This window comes from Fusobacteriaceae bacterium, assembly GCA_031272775.1.
Lineage (GTDB): Bacteria > Fusobacteriota > Fusobacteriia > Fusobacteriales > Fusobacteriaceae > JAISST01.
The window spans coordinates 68055-88530 of sequence record JAISTB010000005.1 but is presented as its reverse complement, the minus strand read 5'-3'; the positions used below and the strand labels follow the sequence as shown (position 1 = coordinate 88530).

At 53.4% G+C, this 20476-nt stretch carries 17 protein-coding genes; 8 read left to right on the top strand and 9 right to left on the bottom strand.

The window, feature by feature from the left end:
* Positions 1-4: 4 nt before the first annotated feature.
* The 5 genes from LBQ97_01310 to sfsA are packed head-to-tail and all read left to right on the top strand — an operon-like array spanning position 5 to position 5540.
* Positions 5-1015 (top strand): hypothetical protein, encoded by a 1011-nt coding sequence (locus LBQ97_01310; GenBank protein ID MDR1831354.1) that lies wholly within the window; start codon positions 5-7, stop codon positions 1013-1015.
* Positions 1012-2541: a PP2C family protein-serine/threonine phosphatase gene (locus LBQ97_01305; protein ID MDR1831353.1), complete on the top strand. Its 1530-nt coding sequence runs from the start codon at positions 1012-1014 to the stop codon at positions 2539-2541. Before LBQ97_01310 ends, LBQ97_01305 begins: the two co-directional genes overlap by 4 nt.
* 12 nt (positions 2542-2553) lie before the next feature.
* Positions 2554-3465 (top strand): DUF1385 domain-containing protein, encoded by a 912-nt coding sequence (locus LBQ97_01300; GenBank protein ID MDR1831352.1) that lies wholly within the window; start codon positions 2554-2556, stop codon positions 3463-3465.
* Positions 3462-4784, top strand: a complete 1323-nt coding sequence (der, locus tag LBQ97_01295; protein MDR1831351.1) for a ribosome biogenesis GTPase Der — start codon at positions 3462-3464, stop codon at positions 4782-4784. The genes LBQ97_01300 and der overlap by 4 nt, the downstream gene beginning before the upstream one ends.
* A 3-nt stretch (positions 4785-4787) precedes the next feature.
* Positions 4788-5540, top strand: coding sequence for a DNA/RNA nuclease SfsA (gene sfsA, locus LBQ97_01290; protein MDR1831350.1), 753 nt, complete (start codon positions 4788-4790; stop codon positions 5538-5540).
* 194 nt (positions 5541-5734) lie between these two features.
* Here the strand turns inward: sfsA and LBQ97_01285 are convergent, their stop codons facing one another.
* From LBQ97_01285 to LBQ97_01270, 4 genes are all read right to left on the bottom strand, one after another.
* The gene (locus LBQ97_01285; GenBank protein MDR1831349.1) at positions 5735-7138 is read right to left on the bottom strand and encodes a TIGR00366 family protein; all 1404 of its coding nucleotides are present in this window, start codon (positions 7136-7138) and stop codon (positions 5735-5737) included.
* Positions 7139-7495: 357 nt separating this feature from the next.
* Entirely contained in the window at positions 7496-8722 is a 1227-nt protein-coding gene (locus LBQ97_01280) for a M20 family metallopeptidase (protein ID MDR1831348.1), read from the bottom strand.
* Between the two features lie 317 nt (positions 8723-9039).
* Positions 9040-9441: a DUF4143 domain-containing protein gene (locus LBQ97_01275; GenBank protein ID MDR1831347.1), complete on the bottom strand. Its 402-nt coding sequence runs from the start codon at positions 9439-9441 to the stop codon at positions 9040-9042.
* 214 nt (positions 9442-9655) lie between these two features.
* Positions 9656-10804 carry a Fic family protein gene (locus LBQ97_01270; protein MDR1831346.1) on the bottom strand — a complete coding sequence of 383 codons (1149 nt, stop codon included), beginning with the start codon at positions 10802-10804 and terminating at the stop codon, positions 9656-9658.
* Between the two features lie 372 nt (positions 10805-11176).
* Here LBQ97_01270 and LBQ97_01265 point away from each other — a divergent pair, with 372 nt between their 5' ends.
* The 3 genes from LBQ97_01265 to LBQ97_01255 all read left to right on the top strand — a co-directional run bounded on the left by LBQ97_01265 (position 11177) and on the right by LBQ97_01255 (position 15126).
* A complete protein-coding gene (locus LBQ97_01265) occupies positions 11177-12259 on the top strand; it encodes a sugar-binding protein (GenBank protein ID MDR1831345.1) in 1083 nt (360 codons plus the stop codon).
* Positions 12260-12351: 92 nt separating this feature from the next.
* Positions 12352-13878 carry an ATP-binding cassette domain-containing protein gene (locus tag LBQ97_01260; protein ID MDR1831344.1) on the top strand — a complete coding sequence of 509 codons (1527 nt, stop codon included), beginning with the start codon at positions 12352-12354 and terminating at the stop codon, positions 13876-13878.
* A 24-nt stretch (positions 13879-13902) separates the two neighbouring features.
* A complete protein-coding gene (locus tag LBQ97_01255; protein MDR1831343.1) occupies positions 13903-15126 on the top strand; it encodes a sugar ABC transporter permease in 1224 nt (407 codons plus the stop codon).
* Positions 15127-15134: 8 nt separating this feature from the next.
* Here LBQ97_01255 and deoC read toward each other — a convergent pair whose 3' ends face one another.
* The 5 genes from deoC to LBQ97_01230 all read right to left on the bottom strand — a co-directional run bounded on the left by deoC (position 15135) and on the right by LBQ97_01230 (position 20462).
* Complete coding sequence (gene deoC, locus LBQ97_01250; GenBank protein MDR1831342.1) at positions 15135-15806, bottom strand: deoxyribose-phosphate aldolase; 672 nt, start codon at positions 15804-15806, stop codon at positions 15135-15137.
* Positions 15807-15837: 31 nt separating this feature from the next.
* Entirely contained in the window at positions 15838-17340 is a 1503-nt protein-coding gene (gene xylB, locus LBQ97_01245; protein MDR1831341.1) for a xylulokinase, read from the bottom strand.
* A 42-nt stretch (positions 17341-17382) separates the two neighbouring features.
* Complete coding sequence (locus LBQ97_01240; protein ID MDR1831340.1) at positions 17383-18603, bottom strand: ATP-binding protein; 1221 nt, start codon at positions 18601-18603, stop codon at positions 17383-17385.
* A gap of 100 nt (positions 18604-18703) precedes the next feature.
* Entirely contained in the window at positions 18704-19864 is a 1161-nt protein-coding gene (locus tag LBQ97_01235; GenBank protein ID MDR1831339.1) for a hypothetical protein, read from the bottom strand.
* Positions 19865-19871: 7 nt separating this feature from the next.
* Positions 19872-20462, bottom strand: a complete 591-nt coding sequence (locus LBQ97_01230; GenBank protein MDR1831338.1) for a MarC family protein — start codon at positions 20460-20462, stop codon at positions 19872-19874.
* Positions 20463-20476: the final 14 nt, after the last annotated feature.

Genomic DNA, 20476 nt, shown 5'->3' with positions numbered 1-20476 from the left:
CGGCATGAGCGGAAAAAAAATACGCGCGATCACGGCGTTACTGCTGACGGGGATCTTTTTCACGCCCCTTTGCCGGGGATCCGTTTTCGTGCGCCGGAAAGACCGGATCCGCTATGTGGAATTTCCGAAGGCCGTGAAAAAGGACAGCCCGGAAATCTACCGCCTGTACCGGCCCGAATATCCGAGGGATATCGCCGCCAAAGACCGTTTTTTGAAGGAATTGGGCGTCCTGGGGGCGAGGCTCCTGCTCGGGAAGAAATCCCTGAACCTGATCCTGCCGGCAGCCTTCCTCACGGATCTGGCGCAAATCAGAAGGGGTGAACCCTTCCCGGAGGAAGAGATCTACGCCCGCTATGCCTCGGAGCTTGACGAAGGGGAAAAACAGGCGATCGCGGCGGCCTTTCCCGTCGCCTGGCCCGAAGAATTCGGAGAGTTGCAGGGCATCGTCAACAAACAATACTATTACTGGCTGCGCTACGCGGGAAGGGAGAAGGAATATGATCCCGAAGCGAATTATACGGAATTTGACAAGCGGGAGCTGTTTACGGAGATCCTTGAAAACCGAAAACAAGCCATAGAGACGCTGCCCGAAATCCTGGCCGATCTCGTGATCGAAGCGGACGGGGCGGCGGAAGAAATCATCGCGGCGGAAAAATATCCGCTCTATATCGCGGAAAAAGCATACGCCCGGATTGCGGAGGAATCGGAGGCGGCGCTCCTCATATTTCGCAAAGGGGACCCCGAAAGACTCTATGAAGGGAAAATCACGCTGACGGCGGAAAAGGAAAGCGCGACGCTCAGGCATTACAAAATTATCCCCGCAATCCAAGCCATCAAGACGCTGAAAGAAATCAAAAACGGAGAAACATCAGGAATCCGAACCAGAGACCTCCGCGCCTTTACGCTTAGGGAAGAGTCGGCGTCGGAAAAACGCGGCGTGACTGTTCGAAAACAGGACACTCCGAGAGCAATCCCCCCCTTTAATGAAAAAGATCCGGAATGGGTGATCGAATGATACTGTATTTAATCCTGCCTTTTATCGTCCTCGCGCTGATTATCTACTCCTATGTCCAGGTTGAGCGCAGGAAAAAAGAGACGAGCCTCGTCATGATCAATATCTTGAAAAACCTGCGGGAAAAGCAGGAAATTCAGATTTTTCCCGATGACGAGATCAAGGCCGAATATGAGACAACCCTGGCCAAGATCCGAAAACAGGAATTGGAGCTGGATCACTCGATCACGGAACTCAAAGAATACCGGAAAGAGCTTGAGATGACCTATAATTCCCTTGTCGTGAAGTCCAGCCAGCTGGAATACAGCAACCATATCCTCGAACGCAAGGTTGAGAACCTCTCGAATCTGAATTCCATTTCCCGTTCGGCCCTTTCGGCGTTGAAGCTGAAAAAAATCATCAACATCATTGTGGACGCCTATTTTGTGTTGACCGGCGTGCGGCGGATCTCGCTGTATCTCTGGGAAAACGGGACCCTGGTCAATAAAAAAACGAAGGGGGGCATCCGTTTCAGGGGGGAAGTCGGCTTTTCCCCGGAAGAACTCAAGAATTTTCGGCGCTCCGACTATAAAAAGATCTACGAGGAACTCTCGAAAAGCTTCGCGATCAACAAAGACGAGATTGTCATGGTGTATCCGCTCAACGTGAAGGGCAAAGAACTGGGCGTCATTTACGTCATCGAAGATAAAAACAAGCTCAACGACATCGACGAGGAGACGATTTCCGCTCTCGTGATCCAGATTTCCATCGCCATCAACAACGCCCAGATCTACGCGGACCTGCTCGTCAAGGAACGCATGTCCCAGGAGCTCGAAGTGGCGGCCCGGATCCAGCGCCAGATCATTCCCAAGGATATAACGGAAATCTGCGGCCTTGAGATCGCAAATTATTTTGAGCCGGCCAAGGAAATCGGCGGCGACTACTATGATTATACGAAAACCGGCGACAATTCCTTTTCGGTAACGATCGCCGACGTCAGCGGAAAAGGAATGCCGGCGGCGCTTCTTTTGGCCCTCGGGCGCTCGGTATTGAAGACGCTTTCGATTGTCGGCGACACGAAGCCCTGGGAAGACTTGAATGAACTCAACCGGATTATCTATCCCGATATCTCGGAAGAAATGTTCATCACCATTTTTCACAGCAAATACAACGCGGATACCAAAACGCTCTATTTTTCAAACGCCGGCCACTCGCCGATTCTCGTTTACCGGGCCGCGAGCCGGACGATCGAATCCCATTGCGTAAAAGGGGTCGCCATCGGGTTTATGGAGCGTTATGACTATAAAAAAGGCGAATTGCGGCTGGAGACCGGAGATCTCGTGCTTTACTATACCGACGGTCTGACGGAGGCCGCCAACGAAGAGCGGGAACTCTTCGGCATTGACCGGGTCAAGCGGATCATTCTCGAAAACCACGACAATAGCCCGGCCCGGCTCAAGGAGAAAATCCTTGAACAAGTCACGGCCTTTCGCGGGGATTCCGAGCAGGAAGACGACCTGACCTTTGTGATCTTGAAGTGTGTGCGATAGACAGGAGAAAAAATGACAGAACGTATGAATATCGGCGGACAGGCGGTTATCGAAGGGGTCATGATGAGAAGCCCCAACTGGATCGCCACCGCCGTCAGGAAGCCCAGCGGAGAGATTGTTTACAAGCGGACGAAGATCTCCGACCGGGTCAACCGGATTTCGAAAATCCCGTTTATCCGGGGGACCTTTTCCCTCTTCGAGGCGCTTGTGACCGGCGTCCGGGAACTGACTTTCTCGGCGAGCCAGGCGGACGAGGGGGAGCAGGAATTAACAAAAAAGCAGGCGGTTCTGACGACCGTCGTATCCCTGGCCCTGGGGATTTTGATCTTTATCGGGCTCCCCTCGGTATTGAGCGGGTTTTTATTCAAAAATAATCGGCTTTACGCCAATTTGTTTGAGTCGCTGTTCCGGCTGGCCCTCTTCGTCTTTTATATCTGGGTCATCACCTTTTACGCCGATGTGCGCAGGGTCTACGAATATCACGGCGCCGAGCACAAATCCATCGCGGCCTATGAAAATTTCGCCGAACTCAAGCCCGAGACGGCCCAGCGCTACACGAAGCTCCATGTGCGCTGCGGGACGAGTTTTCTTTTGACCGTCATGGTTATCGCCATCGTGGTTTTTTCTCTGGTGGATTTCTTCGTGACGCCCCCCGCGGGGCAGTTGGCCCGGATCTTGCAGCGCTTCGGCCTGCGGATTCTCGTGATGCCGCTGATCGCCGGAATTTCTTATGAACTGCAGCGGTACAGCAGCCGCCATATGGATAAAAAATGGGTGCGACTCCTGGTATCGCCGGGTCTTCTGCTGCAGAAGATCACGACCCGGGAGCCCGATCTCTCGCAGTTGGAGGTGGCCATTGTGGCCATCAAGGCTTCCCTTGACGAGCAGATCGACAACGCCCGGGAAATCGAGGTGAAGCCATGAAGCCCGTCGTCGCCATTGTGGGGAGACCCAATGTGGGAAAATCCACGCTGTTTAACCATCTCGTGGGAGACCGGATCGCCATTGTGGACGATACGCCCGGAGTCACCCGGGACCGGCTGTACCGGGATACGGAGTGGAACGGAAAAGAATTCGTCCTTGTGGATACCGGTGGTCTCGAGCCCCGAAACAAGGATTTTATGATGACCAAGATCCTCGAGCAGGCCGAAGTCGCCATGAACGAGGCCGACGTCATCCTTTTTGTCGTCGACGGCCGCGCGGGGATCCATCCCCTTGACGAGGAAATCGCCGACGTTCTGCGCCGCAAGCAAAAACCGGTGCTTCTCGTCGTCAACAAGATCGACAATTACGAAACCCAGGCCGACAGCGTCCATGATTTCTGGGGTCTCGGTTTCGAACAGATGACGGCCGTTTCCGCCGCGCACAAGGTCAACCTCGGCGATATGCTGGACGCGGTCGTGGAAAACATGCCTGTCCTTGAATTTCCCGACGAGGCGGAAGGGGCCCTCAGACTGGCCATCGTCGGCCGCCCCAATACGGGAAAATCCTCTCTCGTCAACAAACTCTCGGGGGAGGAAAGGAGCATTGTCAGCGAAATCGCCGGCACCACCCGGGACGCCGTCGATACCCTGATCGAATTTGAAGGAAAAAAGTACATCCTCATCGATACGGCGGGGATCAGACGCAAATCACGAATCGAGGAAAGTCTCGAGTATTATTCGGTGCTGCGGGCCGTCAAGACCATCCGCAGGGCGGATATTTGCCTCTTGATGCTCGACGGAAAAGAAGGCCTCGCCGATCAGGACAAAAAAATCGCGGCCATCGCCGCCGAAGAAAGAAAACCGATTATTTTAGTGGTTAATAAGTGGGACCTTATCGAAAAAGAGACCAATACGATGAAGCATTACCGGGACTATCTTTATACGGAAATGCCCTTTTTGTCCTACGCGCCGGTGGAGTTTATTTCGGCGAAGACCGGACAGCGAGCCACAAGGCTCCTCGGTATTGCGGATAAAATTTATGTGGAATATACAAAACGCGTCTCAACGGGCATCCTGAACAATGTGCTCAAGGACGCCATGATGCTGACGAGTCCGCCCACCCGGAAAGGACGCGTCGTCAAAATCAATTACGCGACGCAGGTCTCGGCGGGGCCGCCGCATTTTGTCCTGTTCTGCAACTATCCGGAACTCGTGCATTTTTCCTATGTCCGCTATCTCGAAAACAAATTCCGCGAGGCCTTCGGCTTTGAGGGAACGCCCATCCTGCTGACTTTCGAGAAAAAAAGCGCCGAGGACTGAGCCATGACTCCCGTAATGATCGTCTCCCCCTGCCTTTCCGCCCGCTTTCTCTCCCGCCCCAACCGCTTTGTTGTGCTGGCGGAAATTGACGGCGCGGCCGAACCCTGTCATCTCCATGATTCGGGAAGGCTCGGGGAGCTTTTGTTTCCGGGGAACAGGCTGACGGTCAGAAAAGCCGGGCCGGGCGTTCACAGAAAAACCGGATACGACGTCATTTCGGCTCTGTCCGACGACGGAGAGGAAATCCTGATCAATTCCTCCCTGCACCGGGAGATTTCCGGGCGGATCCTCGGCGATCCGGCCCTGTCTCCCTTCGGGCGGGCGGAAAATCTGCGGGCGGAGGTCCGCTGCGGGGAAAGCCGCCTCGACTGGCTTGTCCAACGCAAATCGGGACGCCGCTTGCAAGACATCTGGGTGGAGGTCAAGGGCGTCTCGCTGTCCGTCGATAAAGTCGCCATGTTTCCCGACGCGCCCAGCGAGCGGGCCGCAAAGCACCTGAAAACGCTTATGGCCATGAAAAAAAGCGGCGCCAGGGCCGCCGTTCTTTTTCTTGTCCTGCGGGATTCGCTCGCCTTCCGGCCCCGAATCGAGACAGACCCTGCGTTTGCCGCGGCCTTTTATGAGGCCATGGACGCCGGCGTCGAAATTTGGCCGATACAGCTTCGGTTCGAGAAGGGGACGCTGTATACCCTGGAAAAAACCATCCGGATATTGAAACAGGGCGCAATCCCCTTGCGCCCTGCCCGTATGAAATGAAAAATGAGAAAAGAAAAAAACTTTTATGAAAAAAACAACACATTTGGTATGACTTATCATAGCATGACTCTGTGAAATCCAATCCGTCTCTTTCTTGTAATTTTTGACGTAATGAAAAAAGGCGTCCTTCTTCACAAAGGACGCCTGAATTTATGCGCTATTCTGAGCTCGCGGGGTTTGCTCTTCAAGAAAATTTATTTGAAGATAAAACTGGCGACGGAAATAAAGATAAATTGATAGGCCACCATGATCGCGAAGAGCGGCGTGATAAACTTGTACCAGCGGTCGATCGGCAGATTCATCAGCCCGCAGAGCGTTCCGCAGCAGGTGGGCCAGAACATGTTGGAGAAGCCGTCGCCGAACTGGAAGGCCAAAACCGCCACTTCCCGACTGATCCCGATCGTATCGGCCAGCGGGGCCATGATCGGCATGGAAGCCGCGGCCTGTCCCGAGCCCGAGGGGATAAAGAAATTGATGAAATTTTGCACGATGACCATCCCGATGGAGGAGACGGCCTTGGGCAGGGACGCGATCAGATTGGCCACGGAATTGATGATCGTATCGATGATATGACCGTCGGTCATGACAATCGTGAGCGAACGGGCGACTCCGACGGCCAGTCCGCCGAACACGACGTCCGATATGGATTCCACAAAGGTCGAGGCGATCTTGCTGAAGGAAAAGCCGTTGATGAGTCCCGCCACGATCATCGTGATAATGAAGAGGGCCGAAAGCTCATTGATGTACCACTCCCATTTGATTACGCCGACGATCAGCATAACCACACAGGCGAGGAAGGTCAGCATCGTCAGCTTGTGCTTGGTCGTAAAGGGCAGCTCTTCCATCTGCTCCCGGGTCATGCCGGCCGAGAATTTGAAATCCAGGCCTTTGACGAGGGAAGAATCGGGGTTTTCCCGGACTTTTTTCGCGTAGCGCATCAAATAGAGGATTGCCGTTCCTTCGAACACGATGAAGCAAACGATCCGGAACAGGAGCCCGTTTTTGAGCGGCAACTCCGCGATCCCTGCGGCGACCCCGATCGTGAAGGGGTTCAGCGTCGCCGCCGCAAAGCCCGTTGCCGTGCCCAATATGACGGCCGCGCCTCCCACAAGGGCGTCATAGCCCAGCGCCACGGAGATTCCCATAAAGGCCGGAATCAGTCCGTAGGTTTCCTCATACATGCCGAATGTGGATCCGCAAATCCCGAATAAGAACATGAACACCGGAAAAATCACGGCTTCCGATCCGTGCATGGCCTTCATGAGTTTTCCGAGACCGCCGTAGAAAGCGCCGGTCTTGATCAGCATATAGATGGAACCGTAAGCGAAGAAAATGAAGAAAATGATGTCCGATACGGCCTGCATGGCCTTGACGAGAGACAGCACAACGCCCCAGGGTCCCACGGGAGTCCTGTCGATATACTTGAATGACCCGGGTACCACAAGCGTGCGCTTGAGTACTTCATTGCGCTCTCTGGTAAATTCTCCCGCCGGAATGATCCAGGTCAGGATGGCCACGATGATCAGCAAGCCGATCAGCAGGACAAATGTGTGCGGCATTTTGAAAGTCTTCTTGTTCTGTTCGATATTTTCTGCCATGATACGCCCTCCAATTGAGAAAATAAAATTATTTGCTTCGTATGTTGCCGGGATAAAAAAACACAGGCGGCTACACCTGTGTCATGGGAAAACAAATTGCGGAGCAACTTCGTTTTCAATATTCCACAGAATAGCTCTCCATCGGTCCCCCGATGACAGTAATACAAATGTTCTTTGTATTCCCAACGAAATTTCTTCCGTTTCGGCAAAATCCCCTTTCGGCGGTCATCCGCCTACTCTTGTCATTTGCGCCTCTATTCTTTTTGTTAAATTGATACCGTATTATACAACTTTTTGTCAAGGATTGATAATATATAGATTATATGATAATAATTCATTTTTTTAATGAATTTGGCTTTATTTTCCGCTCAATTCCTTGAATTCCCGCCGGACGGTTTTCATCAGTTCCGTGTTCGTGTAGAGCGCCAGCGCGCTTGTTGCCATGGCTTTGACCGCTTGATTCAACAAATGATTCGATTGTTCGGAATTGACATACCTGAGAAAGGCTTCGTTGTGCACAAAGCAGTTTTCTTCGGTTTTGACGCCGATTTCCGTATACATGGTGGGGACGACCTTGCTGACGTTTCCGATGTCCGAGGAACCCGCCCCGCCCGGAACGCCGCGACAGATGTCCGTAACGCCGGCGGCCGTGAGATTTTCAGCCATGAGATCCTGCAAAGCCGGGATATTCAAGAGATTGTCAAAGGGATTGTCCACGGGGGAGAATTTCATTTTGCAGCCTGTCATGAGCGCGGCGCCCTTGGCGCAATTGATGATTTTCTTCGTCACGGTATCGAGATATTCCCTTTTTTCCGCCCGGATCATAAACTCGCAGGACGCGTAATCGGGGACGATATTGGGGGCGAGGCCGCCGTTTCGGATCACGCCGTGTATCCTTACGTCGGAAGTCACATGCTGGCGCAGGGCGTTGATCCCGGCGTACATGAGGTTGACGCCGTCGAGGGCGTTGATCCCCTCTTCGGGAAAGGCCGAGGCGTGGGCCGTCTTTCCGAAAAATTCGAATTTCAGCGAATCGATGGCCAGAGCCCGGGTGGCGATATTGGTCTTGTCGCCCAGATGCACCTGAAACACGACGTCGATATCCTTGAAAGCGCCGTCATTGACCATGTTGACCTTGGCGCCCAGCGTTTCCTCGGCAGGGGTTCCGATGACGCCGATCCGCCCCGGAAAATCTTCTTTCATTTTCGCGAGCACAATGGCCGCGCCCAGAGTAGCCGCCGCGATCCAGTTGTGTCCGCAGGCGTGTCCGTTCCTGTCCTTGTTTTTCCCGTAGCCGGGAAGGGCGTCATACTCGGGGAGAAAGCAGATTGCCGGTCCTTTTTTGTCTCCGAAATCCCCCCGGAAGGCCGTAGGGAATCCGCAGTAATCTTCCTTGACCGTGAAACCGTGTTCCCGCAGCTTGCCCGTCAGATAAGCCGCCGATTTTACTTCCACCAGTCCCAGTTCCGGATGCTTGAAAATATAATCGCTGATCGCTTCAAATTCTTTCCGGTATTCGTCCGCGAGCTTTGCCGCCCGCCCTTGCAGCTTTGCCAATCCGCCGGTTTCCTGTTTTTTTGTCATACGCTTCTCCTTTTTTCATCGATGTGGGATGCCTTCATTCATTATAGCAGACAAATGGGGGCGCGCGCAAGGGGAGAATCGGGATACCCGGGGAGGAGTTTTCTAAATGCAGAAAACCGCGTACAAGGGAACCGATTTTTCTGATTCGCCAGACCGAAGTTCTTGGCGGAAATCCGGATTCCCCAGGGAAGGTTGTATTTTTTCAAAAACAGGTTCAAGCTTTTGGCCTTGACGCTTTCGGCAGATTTACATTCAATCGCGAGAATTTCTTCTTTGCGTTGAATCACAAAATCCAACTCCGCTTTTCCGCAGGATTCTCAATAAAAGGGAATATGCCCGCCCGCCACGAGTTCCTGCGCCACATAATTTTCGGTTAAGGCCCCTTTGACGCCGCTGCCGATGGAGGAGTCCGCAAGGATGAGAGATGCCGGCAGATTGCTTTTGCCGGTCAGCAGACCGACATCGGACAGATAAATCTTGTAAGAGGATTGATCTTTGTAATAATCCAGCGAAACCTGTCCTTCCGTGATTTTGTTGCAAGAAATGATAACGCCCGCTTTTTTGAGCCAATCCATCGAAAATTCATAGGCGCTGGCCCGCACGCCGCTTTTGATCAGGCGATACGGGAATTTTTTATTCTCTTTGGCCAACTGCACGGGAATGCTGTCATATACGGCAATGGTTTTGATGGCGTCCGCAGGCGTGGAATATTTTGCCATGTCCGCGATATAATTCTGATAGATGGCGTTTTGCGCTATTCGGACAAAATCAAAGTCTTTTTTTCCAGGCAAGCAGATCCTGCGTCAATATTCGCTCCAATCGAATCACCTCTTGCCCATAGTATACACAAAAAAAGAAAAAAAATGCAAGCGTATTACATTTATTGGTTCCAATAAATGTTCTCAGCTTACACTTTTTAGAACGAATGCCCCTTTACATCTCCGTCCCCTCTTTCAGAATATCCAGATACGCTTGATAAGCGAAAATCCGGTTTCGTCGATTCCCGTTCATCCGGACAAGAATCTCCGCTTCCGTCAGCCGCTTTACTGCGCCGGACGCCCCTCCGTAGGAAAGCCCCAAGGCTTTTGCCGTTTTTTGGATATTGATAATGGGATTGGATTCCACGTAGGAAAAGAGCGTGAACACATGCTTTGAAGTTCTCGCCCGGGCGTTTAGCATGCCCGAGTTTTTTTCGTGCAAAGAAAGCAGCTTCATGATGGTTTCCGAGGCGTCCGACGCGGATTGGACCAGCGCGTCGAGAAAAAAACGAATCCACTGCTCGTAATTTCCTTTGATCCGGACTTCCGTCATCCGGTCGTAATACTCCACCCGATTTTTTTTCAAGAAATAAGAAATATACAGGGCGGGCTTCACAAGGAGCTTTTTTTCCATGAGGAAAAGGAGAATCAAAAGGCGGCCGATTCGACCGTTGCCATCCAAAAAGGGGTGGATGGTCTCAAATTGATAATGGATTAACGCCGCTTGAATCAAAAGATCCTGTTGATTGTCTTCGTTCATGTATTTTTCCAGATCGGACATGGCGGTCTCCATATCCGTCGGCGCGGGGGGGATATAGCGCGCGTTTTTCAAAGTGCTGCCTTGTCCGCCGATCCAGTTTTGCGAGCGGCGGAATTCTCCGGGATTTTTTTCCTGTCCCCGGACCCCTTCCATAAGGATCGCGTGGGTTTCTTTGAGCAAGCGATTGCAAAGGGGCAGTTCCCGCAAGCGTTGCGTTGAAAACTCTATGGCTTTGACGTAGTTGATGACATCGGCCACATTCCGGTTTGTATTCTGTTCGACGGCCGGATCGAGAATATCTTCAAGGGTGGCTTGCGTTCCTTCGATCTGGGAAGACATCAGCGCTTCCTTTCTCACATACATGGAAACAAACAGGTTGACGTCGGGGATAAAGGCGGCCATGGCATCCAGTTTCGCGATTTGCCTGTTGGCGTCCGAAAGAAGCCCCGAAAGCTCATCGCTCAATGCGATCGGCGGATCCGGAGGCAGTGGCGCGGGCACAAAGGAGAGAAAAGACAATTCCCCGGTCAGATTTTTTTTCCAGTTTCCGGCGCGGTTCTGCATTGAGGATCCTCCTTGTTGTAATAATATTTGTATTTTAGCATTTTTATTTCAAAATTTCAAGAAAAATGAAATAAGAATCAAAAATTCTACTCTTATTTCAAAATTTATCAAAAAATGAAATAGCGGAATGACCGATCCTCCTCAAAAAACAATCCGACGCATCAAAAAACACAAAAAATTCCCCCCAAAAAGCGAAAGAAAATCCATGGATTTTTATCCGTACATGGGGTATAATATAATAGCATGAAAATTTTTGCTTGATTTTTTCACTGAAAGAACACCGGAAATTTTGTAATAATTTGGATCATCATGGTCTGCAATGAAACAATCTACCTGTATGAGACGAACACAAAATTATAGAAGGAGGACTTTATGAAAAAATTTTTCGCAGCAGCACTGATTCTGGTATTTGCCTCGCTGGCCCTGGCGGCGGGCAAAGGTACCGTCGGAATCGCCATGCCGACCCGTTCCGCGCAACGCTGGCTGTCTGACGGCGAAAGCGTCAAGAAAGGCGTGGAAGCTCTGGGGTATCAGGCCGACTTGCAGTACGGCGACGACATTATCGAAAATCAGGTAAACCAGATCGAGAACATGATCACAAAAGGCGTGAAAGCCCTCGTGGTCGCGTCCATCGACGGTTCCTCACTGACGGACGTTCTGGAAAAGGCGCATGAAGCAGGTATTCCGGTTATCGCCTATGACAGACTGATCCGGAACAGCCCCTATGTGGACTATTACGTTTCCTTTGACAACTACAAAGTGGGCCAGCAGATGGGCGACATCCTGATCAAAGGGCTCGAGCTTGACAAAGCCACAAAAGACAAGCCGAAGGTTATCGAGCTGTTCGGCGGCTCTCCCGATGACAATAACGCCTATTTCTTCTACAACGGCGCCATGGACAACCTGAAACCCTACTTTGACAAGGGCGTTCTGAAGATCGGCTCCGGTCAGCAGGGCATGGACGTCGTGGGTACCCTTCGCTGGGACGGTTCCGCCGCCCAGGCGAGAATGGAAAACCTGCTTTCCGCCTTCTACACGAACCAGACGCTGGACGGGGCCCTTTCGCCCTATGATCCCATCAGTCTCGGCATCCTGCAGGCCTGCAAGGGCGTCGGCTACGGCTCCGCCGGAAAGCCTCTCCCCGTCGTTGGCGGACAGGACGCCGATCTCGCTTCCATCAAAAGCATCATCGCGGGCGAACAGTACGCGACGGTATTCAAGGATACCCGCTCACTGGCCGCGGCCACCGTTGAGATGCTGAAAGCGATCATGGAAGGAAAGAAACCCGAAGTCAACAATACCACGGACTATGAGAACGGCAGCACAAAAGACGGCAAACCCTATGTTGTTCCGTCCATGTTGCTTCAGTCCACCGCGATTTTCAAGGATAACGCCGTCAGCGAACTCGTTGAAAAGACCGGATACTATACAAAAGATCAGTTGGGCATCAAATAAAAATCCTTTCAGGGGCAAAGGTCGAAGGGGACGGCAACAAGCCGTCTCCCCTTCCTTTGCGCCGCTTACGGATCTTTTCTCGAGGTGAACGCATGGAAAATGTCCTTCTGGAAATGAAGCATATCACAAAGACCTTCCCCGGGGTAAAGGCGCTGGACGACGTGACGCTCAGCGTCCGGAAAAAAGAAATCCACGCCCTCGTGGGGGAAAACGGCGCGGGGAAATCCACGCTGGTCAAAATCCTCTCGGGGGTCTATCCCCACGGGACCTATGAGGGGGAGATCAGCTTTGAGGGAAAGCCCTGCCGCTTTTCGGATATCAAGGCCAGCGAACGGGCCGGGATCGTCATCATTCATCAGGAATTGGCCCTGTCTCCGTATCTGACGATCGCGGAAAATATATTTTTGGGCAACGAGCGCGCGAAGCGCTCGATCATCAACTGGGACAAAACCCGGGAAGACGCGCTCGTCTATATGAAAAAACTGGGACTCGACGAAAACCCCAATACGCCCGTAAACAAATTGGGCGTCGGGAAGCAGCAGATCGTGGAGATCGCCAAGGCCCTCGCCAAGGATGTAAAGCTCTTGATCTTGGACGAGCCCACTTCGGCCCTCAACGAAAAGGACAGCGACAATCTGCTGAACCTGCTCGTCGAACTCAAAACCCAACACAACATTTCGTCGGTCCTCATTTCCCACAAGCTGAACGAAGTGGCGAAAGTGGCCGACAGCATAACGATCCTCCGGGACGGCAAAACCATCGAGACCCTTGAGGTCGGCGCGGATCCCATCAGCGAAGACCGGATCATCAAGGGCATGGTCGGCCGGGAAATCACCGACAGATTCCCCAAGCGCCACAACGAGATCGGGGACGTCGTCTTTGAAGTCCGGGACTGGACCGTTTATCATCCCGAATATCCCGAGCGGAAAATGCTCGACAACATAAATATCAACGTGCGGGCCGGCGAGGTCGTCGGTCTCGCCGGCCTCATGGGGGCGGGCCGCACGGAATTCGCCACGAGCGTCTTCGGCAAGTATTACGGCGCCAACATCAGCGGAAAAACCTGGATCAACGGAGAGGAAGTCAACCTCTCCAGCATTCCCAAGGCCATCGAGCACGGGCTTTCTTATGTGACCGAAGACAGGAAGGAATACGGCCTCATCATGATCGAGAACATCAAGGAAAATACGACGCTGGCAAAATTGAACAAAGTCGCGAAAACCGGCGTCATCGACGAAAATGAGGAAATCCGCGCCGCCGAGGAATTGAAAACCCGCATGAATACCAAAACGCCGTCGATTTTGCAGCTGGCCGGAAATCTTTCGGGCGGAAACCAGCAAAAAGTGGTTCTTTCCAAGTGGATCTTCACCGATCCCAAGATCCTCATCCTCGACGAGCCCACCCGGGGCATTGACGTCGGGGCCAAGTACGAAATCTACACGATCATCAATGATCTTGCCGCAAGGGGGATGGCCTGCATATTCATTTCCAGCGAAATGCCGGAAATCATCGGCATGAGCGACCGCATCTACGTCATGAGCGAAGGGCGCGTCACGGCCGAGCTGGAAGGCAAAACCGCCACCCAGGAAGAGATTATGCGGCATATCCTCAACAACTGACATCGGATGTGATAGGGGGAAAATATGAACACGTTATTTGCGCTTTTGAAAAAGAACTCGCGGCAGTACGGCATGGTTATCGCCCTGGCGGCCGCCATGATCCTCTTTGGATACCTGACCGGAGGGGTGCTGTTCCGGCCGGTGAACCTCACAAACCTCGTGCTGCAAAACAGTTACGTGTTGGTGCTGGCCATCGGCATGCTGCTGTGCATCCTGACCGGCAACGTCGATCTTTCGGTAGGCTCCGTCGTGGCCTTTGTGGGAGCGGTTTCGGCCGTCATGATGGTCGATTGCCATATGAACTCCTTTTTCGCCATGATCCTGGCGCTGCTCGTAGGGGCGGCCATCGGGGCCTGGCAGGGATTCTGGATCGCCTACATCAAGGTGCCGGCCTTTATCGTAACCCTCGCGGGCATGCTGATTTTTCGCGGCCTTGCCCAGGTTATCCTCAAGGGGCAGTCCAAAGGCCCCTTTCCGAAGGTGTTTCAGCTGCTGTCCTCGGGCTACATCCCCGATCCGCTGGGGGGACTCGTGATCAGCGAAAAGACGAAATTTCACCTGCTGACCATCGTGATCGGCCTTGTACTGACCGGGCTTTTTATCTTGAGCGAAATCAAAAAAAGAAAAAAACAGAAGGAATACAACTTTGATCTGCTCCCGCCGGGGATCTGGGCGCTCAAAATCACGTGCATTTCCGCTGTCATCATGGCTTTTATGCTGGTATTTGCGGTATACCGCGGGCTCCCCAACATCCTTGTGCTCTTGGGAATACTCGTGGCCTTTTACCATTTCATCACGTCCCGCACCGTGCAAGGGCGGCATATTTACGCCCTCGGCGGCAATATGAAGGCCGCAAAGCTCTCGGGCGTCAAAACAGAACGGGTCATGTTCTGGGTCTACACGAATATGGGGATTATTTCGGCGCTGGCCGGTATGGTTTTCGCGGCCCGGCTCAATGTGGCGACGCCCAAGGCGGGCCAGAGCTTTGAGCTTGACGCCATCGCGGCCTGTTACATCGGCGGCGCGTCGACGACGGGCGGCATCGGTACCGTCATCGGGGCCATTGTGGGCGGCCTTTTTATGGGTGTGCTCAATAACGGCATGTCCATCATGGGCGTCAGCATAGACTGGCAGCAGGCCATCAAGGGTTTCGTGCTCCTGGGGGCCGTGGCTTTTGACCTCTATTCCAAGGCCCGCTCGGGCTCGGAAGGGGGCTTCAGCTTCAAGCGGCTGTTCGGTAAGAACTGAGGGGGGCTTTACCCCTCAAAATCCTTCAATATCGCGACGCCGCTTGAGGACCCGAGCCTGTCCGCGCCGGCCGCGATCATGGCCAGAGCGTCTTGGGCGGTTCGGATTCCCCCGGAGGCCTTGATTTTCATTTTGTCCCCGACAACTCCTTTGATGAGCTTCACATCAGCTATCGTCGCGCCTCCGGCGGAAAATCCCGTGGAGGTTTTGACGAAATCGGCGCCCGTCGTAAGCAGGGTTTCGCAGACTTTCGTTTTCTCGGCTTCACTCAGCAGGCAGGTCTCAATGATCGCCTTCACGAGGATTCCGGCGTCTTTTTTCCTGGCGCTTTGCACGACTGCCCGTACGTCCTCTGCGAGGGCCTTGTAATTGCCCTCTTTGACCAGCCCGATGTTGATGACCATATCCACTTCCCGGGCGCCTTCGCTTACGGCCAGTTCCGCCTCAAAAGCCTTCGTTTTTGGGCTGCCGGCCCCCAGGGGAAAACCGACGACCGTGCAGACTTTGACGCCGCTGCCTGCAAGAGCGCCGTTCGCCAGCGCCACATGGACCGGTTGGATGCAGACCGAGGCAAAGCGGTTTTCTTTGGCCTCTTCACATAAAGTCAAAATGTCATTTTTCGTCGCTTCCGGCTTCAGATTCGTATGATCGATGTAAGCGGCGATTTCTTTTTTTGTCATTTCTCCCCCTCAAACCCTTTGTCAACTTCTATCAAGTTAAGATCTTCGGATAAAGATCTTTGATCCGCCGGTACAATTCGGCGAAGACCGCCTGCCGATCGCTGTAGATTTTCCTGTTTTCCGCGACAGGCTCCGTGGGCCTGTCGTTGACCCGCACAATGGCCCGGCAGGCTTCCCGGACGTCTTGAAACATGCCGCAACCCACGGCCGCAAGGATAGCCGCTCCCTGACAGGCCTCTTCCTTCGTCTTTGTGGTATAGACGGGCATCCCGAGGATATCCGCCTGAATTTGCCGCCAGAGCGCGCTTTTGGCCGCTCCGCCCGAGGAGATGACCTTCGCGTTGGAAAGCCGCATTTCGTCAAAGACTTTGGCGCATTCTTTGAGGTTGTAGACGATTCCTTCCATGGTGGCCCGGACAAGATGAGCCTGCTCATGTTTCATGCTGAGACCGAAATACACGCCCTTGGCGTAGGGGTCCAGAAAGGGGGTCCGTTCTCCCGCCAGAAAGGGGATCATGATGAGTCCTTCGGATCCCGCGGGAATTTCCGCGGCCCGGGCGTCCAGTTCCGCATAGGACGCCGCGGTTTGCAGCGCTTTATTTTTGAGCCAGTTGAGGGCGCTTCCGCCGTTCAAGGTCCCCCCCTGGACGAACCAGCGTCCGGGGATGACGTAGCGCCAGGTTTGGACCCGCATCTCTTTGTCGAAAAGAGGCGTTTTCACAACGGTTGCCAGCTGAGAGCCGGTCCCGATATTGCAGGAGACGACGCCCTCATCCACGACGCCGTTTCCGGTCAGTTGCGCCGCGGAATCGGCGGCTCCGTATACGACGAGGGTCTTTTCCGAAAAGCCGGTTTCCGCCGCCGCTTCTTTGCAGACAGGCCCCGCGATATCCGTGCTTTCATAGATATCCGGCCAGATATCCTCCCGGAGACCCGCGCGCCGGATCAAGTCCCGGCACCAGCAATTATTTTTGACCGAAAAGGCCAGCGTCGCGCTGGCATCCGAATATTCCGCCCCGATAAGCCCTGTCAGGCGGAAGCGGATATAGTCCTTGGGCAGCATGACACAGGCGATTTTATCATAGAGTTCCGCTTGATTTCTTTTCAGCCAGAGGAGCGTTGCGATCAACATGCCCGCCGCGGGCTGGTTGCAGAGTTCCGTCTCCATCAATTCCGCCGCGAGGGTCTTAATATCGGCGGCTTCCCGGGCCGAGCGCTGGTCCATCCAGATGATGGCGGGCGCAAGCGGACGTTTGTGTTTGTCCAAGGCCACAAGCCCGTGCATTTGACCGGAAAATCCGACGGCCGCAATGGCTTCGGGCGGGACTTTCGCTTCCCTGAGCGCTTCCGCGGCGGCCGCTTTTGTCGCTTCCCACCAGGCTTCGGTATCTTGTTCGGCGTACAGCATCTTGGGGGTATGGATGTCGTATTCCGCCTGTCCAAGCCCTACGGGATCGCCTTTTTCACTCATAATCAAGACTTTGACGCTGGATGTTCCGAGGTCTATCCCCGCCACATAGTTTGTCAAGCTCATTTTTTGTCTCCTTTTTCAAAAAAGGTTGATTGATCAACTTCTTCACACAGCCCACAGGGGAATAATTTTATGCTCCCCCTGCAAGGGCAGCAATTCGCCGGCCGGGCAAATAACGCCGCCCGCTCCGGTTTTTATCTCAGGAATTGCCGCGAGCATCTGAAAATGGCGGATATCGCCGGCCGAGGGATTGACGGTCGCCTTGATCTCCATCGGAAAGAGCGTGTTGTCCCGGAATATGAGCAGATCAATTTCTTTCTGGTTTCCGTCCCGCAGAAAATACAAATCCACTTCTTTTCCGGCGTTATAGTAACTCTTCAGAATTTCCGCCACAACGAAGGATTCAAAAAAGCTTCCTCTCATGGCGCCCGAAGACAGAGTTTCCGGAGTCAGCCAGCGCGTCAGATATGCCGCCAATCCTGTATCCAGGAAGTACAGCTTCGGGGTTTTTACCGCTTTGAGGATCGCGTTGTTGGAATATGGCTTCAGCAAATAGACAATCCCGTTGGTCTTGAGGATCGAAAGCCATCTTTTGGCCGTCGGCTCGCTGACGCCGACATCCCGGGCGAGAGAGGCCAAGTTGAGAAGCTGTCCGGTCATGGCCGCGCAAACGCTCATAAATTGCAGAAACTGCATTTCATCGGCCACTTGCGTCAATTTTCGGACATCCCGTTCAATATAGGTTTTGATGTAGTCCGAATAATAATTCTGCCAGTCGATTTCCGGATTTTGAAACAATTCCGGGAGGCTTCCCCTGTGGATGATCTCCCATACGGATTTTAGCGGCAGATCAATTTTGCGTTTTTTTCGTTCCGACAAATAATCGGACGTCGGCAAAAATGGCGCCGTCCAGGCTTCATTTCGCATTTCCCTGAGAGAAAGCCCCGTGAGTTCCAGAATACCCGCCCGTCCCGCGAGGCTTTCCGTCACATTTTTCATGAGCGCAAAACTCTGGGAGCCCGTCAGAAAAAAGGCCCCCTTCCGCTTGCTCTTGTCGAGATGAATTTTGATGTAGGGGAATAATTCCGGGACATATTGCACTTCGTCCATAAAAACCGGCGGCGGGTTCAGTTCCAGAAAGGCGCCGGGCTCATTTTGCGCGGATCGACGGATATCCAGATAATCGAAGGTGATTTTCGGCAAATCCGGAACGAGATTTTCCATCAGGGTTGTTTTGCCGACCTGTCGGGGCCCGGTCAGGACAACGGCCCCTTTTTCCCGGCTGCGTTTCCGGACAGCCTCTTCGATATGGCGTTTGATGTACATGGGGCCTCCTTTTTATGATAATCTAACATTTGATATTAGATTATCATAAAATTTCCCCCTTGTCAAGGAAAAGTTCCGCGCGCCCGCGCTTCCGGCGTCGTCAAATTCCCTCCCACCGGCCAAGGCTCAACACGACGCCCTCGTCGTTAGTTTCATAGCGGAAGCCGATCTTTGGATAAAGCAGGCGCATTTTTTCCGTCAGGATATCTTTGTGATAACCGAAGCGTTCCACATTTGCTTCGACTTTTTTTTGGACCGCGTCCCTGATGACGTCTTCAAAGGACATTCGGGTGATTTTTTCCTCATAGGCGGTAAAATGCGTTTTTGCGAAGGAAATCGGTCTGCGTTCATACCGCCAGAAGGCGTTGTCGTATTTCCGGCTGTTCGCTTTCGGGATGTCCCTGCGCCAGGAGGCGTGGACTTCTTTCGCGCCGCGCCGGCTACCCATGGCGTTATCCGAGAGCAACAAATACGCGTGTCCGGCATAGCCCGCCCGGTCGGGGCTCGGATCGTTCCAGGCAACGTCGACGTGATACCAGCTGCCGTCGACCTTTACGAGATTCCACGCGTGGTCCACATTCCCGGGCTGCGTCACGCCGGTCACTTTCCGGACTTCAAGGCCGAAAATTTTTGCCAGCAATAAAAAAGCGCCAGCGTATCCGTCACAGACGGCCCTTCGGCCGACCAGCGCCGCGTAAGCGTTGCCGGCTTCCAGATCGGGGCTTTTTCCGTCCCTGAGAAAGGCGTAACGGCAGTTTAACGCAATGTAGTCGCTGATCGCGCAGACAAGCTCCGCCTCGGTGTGGTCGGATTGCAGTTGCTTGAGAATCGTTTTTACCGCTTTTTCGGCGGCCCGGGCCAACTGCGCGTTGTAGGAGGCGGGGACCGTTTTGTATTCAAACGCGACTTTGAGGACAATCCCGTCCCGGATAGCGCAGCGGTAACTTTTCACATATTGCAGCGACGGGGCATTTTCAACGAGTTTCAGGGGGTCGTATTGAGCGAAAAAAGTGGCTTGCGACAGCCGGAACCGGGACAGATCGCATTCCCTTTCCCGCCTCAGGATCGTGTTGTGGATGACGCCGCTGGCGTCTTTTTCCTCTTTGGGCGCAAACATCAGAGCTATGGCGTTTCGCGCCCCCCGGGGCAGATCTTTGGACTGCGCGGAGCCGGAGACCAACATTGCGAAAAGGATCGGGACGAAGAGGAAAATGGCGTGCCGGAGGGGCGTTTTACGGGAATGGGGAATTGTTTTCTGCATGGTTCATCTACCTTCCGACGGTCAAAAAAGTCGCGATTCCCGACATGATCATGTTGACGGACATGACGGTCAGCAGCATGCCGCTCAGGCGCTCAATGGCGATCAGACCCCGTTTTCCCAAAATACCGCTGATCGGGAGCGAACAGAGCAGCACGGCCGAATTCAGAACCGAAGCCGTGAGAATAGCCGTAAAAAGCAGCAGCCATGAGATCTGCGCCGCCAGGATGACGATCATACTGAGGGCGGCGGGACCCGCCACCAGCGGAATGGCGAGGGGCACGATCAACGGCTCCTCTTCTTTTTCGTCGCTTTTGACGCGCTGATCGGTCCCGAAGACGAGCTTGATCGCGATCAAGAGCAGAATCAAGCCGCCCGCCACTTGCAACGACGAGTCCTTGATCTGGATGATGGCCAAAAAGCGGTGCCCCGCGAACATGAAAAAAATCATGATCCCGAGCGCGATCAGGAGTTCCCGCAGCAGGACCTTTTTCCTGCGTACATCGGGGACTTTTTCGAGGGCCGTGATAAAAAGCGGGATGTTCCCGAAGGGATCCATCACAAAAAGCAAGGTAAGGACTGTTGAAAGCAGAATTTTCATATCGTCTCCTTTTT

Excerpts from the sequence above, each read along its gene's own strand:
- LBQ97_01230 (MDR1831338.1), bottom strand. The coding sequence starts at position 20,462 with ATGAAAATTCTGCTTTCAACAGTCCTTACCTTGCTTTTTGTGATGGAT.
- LBQ97_01235 (MDR1831339.1), bottom strand. The coding sequence starts at position 19,864 with ATGCAGAAAACAATTCCCCATTCCCGTAAAACGCCCCTCCGGCACGCC.
- LBQ97_01305 (MDR1831353.1), top strand. The coding sequence starts at position 1,012 with ATGATACTGTATTTAATCCTGCCTTTTATCGTCCTCGCGCTGATTATC.
- LBQ97_01285 (MDR1831349.1), bottom strand. The coding sequence starts at position 7,138 with ATGGCAGAAAATATCGAACAGAACAAGAAGACTTTCAAAATGCCGCAC.
- sfsA (MDR1831350.1), top strand. The coding sequence starts at position 4,788 with ATGACTCCCGTAATGATCGTCTCCCCCTGCCTTTCCGCCCGCTTTCTC.
- LBQ97_01265 (MDR1831345.1), top strand. The coding sequence starts at position 11,177 with ATGAAAAAATTTTTCGCAGCAGCACTGATTCTGGTATTTGCCTCGCTG.
- xylB (MDR1831341.1), bottom strand. The coding sequence starts at position 17,340 with ATGAGCTTGACAAACTATGTGGCGGGGATAGACCTCGGAACATCCAGC.
- LBQ97_01310 (MDR1831354.1), top strand. The coding sequence starts at position 5 with ATGAGCGGAAAAAAAATACGCGCGATCACGGCGTTACTGCTGACGGGG.
- LBQ97_01255 (MDR1831343.1), top strand. The coding sequence starts at position 13,903 with ATGAACACGTTATTTGCGCTTTTGAAAAAGAACTCGCGGCAGTACGGC.
- LBQ97_01260 (MDR1831344.1), top strand. The coding sequence starts at position 12,352 with ATGGAAAATGTCCTTCTGGAAATGAAGCATATCACAAAGACCTTCCCC.
- deoC (MDR1831342.1), bottom strand. The coding sequence starts at position 15,806 with ATGACAAAAAAAGAAATCGCCGCTTACATCGATCATACGAATCTGAAG.
- LBQ97_01275 (MDR1831347.1), bottom strand. The coding sequence starts at position 9,441 with ATGGCAAAATATTCCACGCCTGCGGACGCCATCAAAACCATTGCCGTA.
- LBQ97_01240 (MDR1831340.1), bottom strand. The coding sequence starts at position 18,603 with ATGTACATCAAACGCCATATCGAAGAGGCTGTCCGGAAACGCAGCCGG.
- der (MDR1831351.1), top strand. The coding sequence starts at position 3,462 with ATGAAGCCCGTCGTCGCCATTGTGGGGAGACCCAATGTGGGAAAATCC.
- LBQ97_01270 (MDR1831346.1), bottom strand. The coding sequence starts at position 10,804 with ATGCAGAACCGCGCCGGAAACTGGAAAAAAAATCTGACCGGGGAATTG.
- LBQ97_01300 (MDR1831352.1), top strand. The coding sequence starts at position 2,554 with ATGACAGAACGTATGAATATCGGCGGACAGGCGGTTATCGAAGGGGTC.
- LBQ97_01280 (MDR1831348.1), bottom strand. The coding sequence starts at position 8,722 with ATGACAAAAAAACAGGAAACCGGCGGATTGGCAAAGCTGCAAGGGCGG.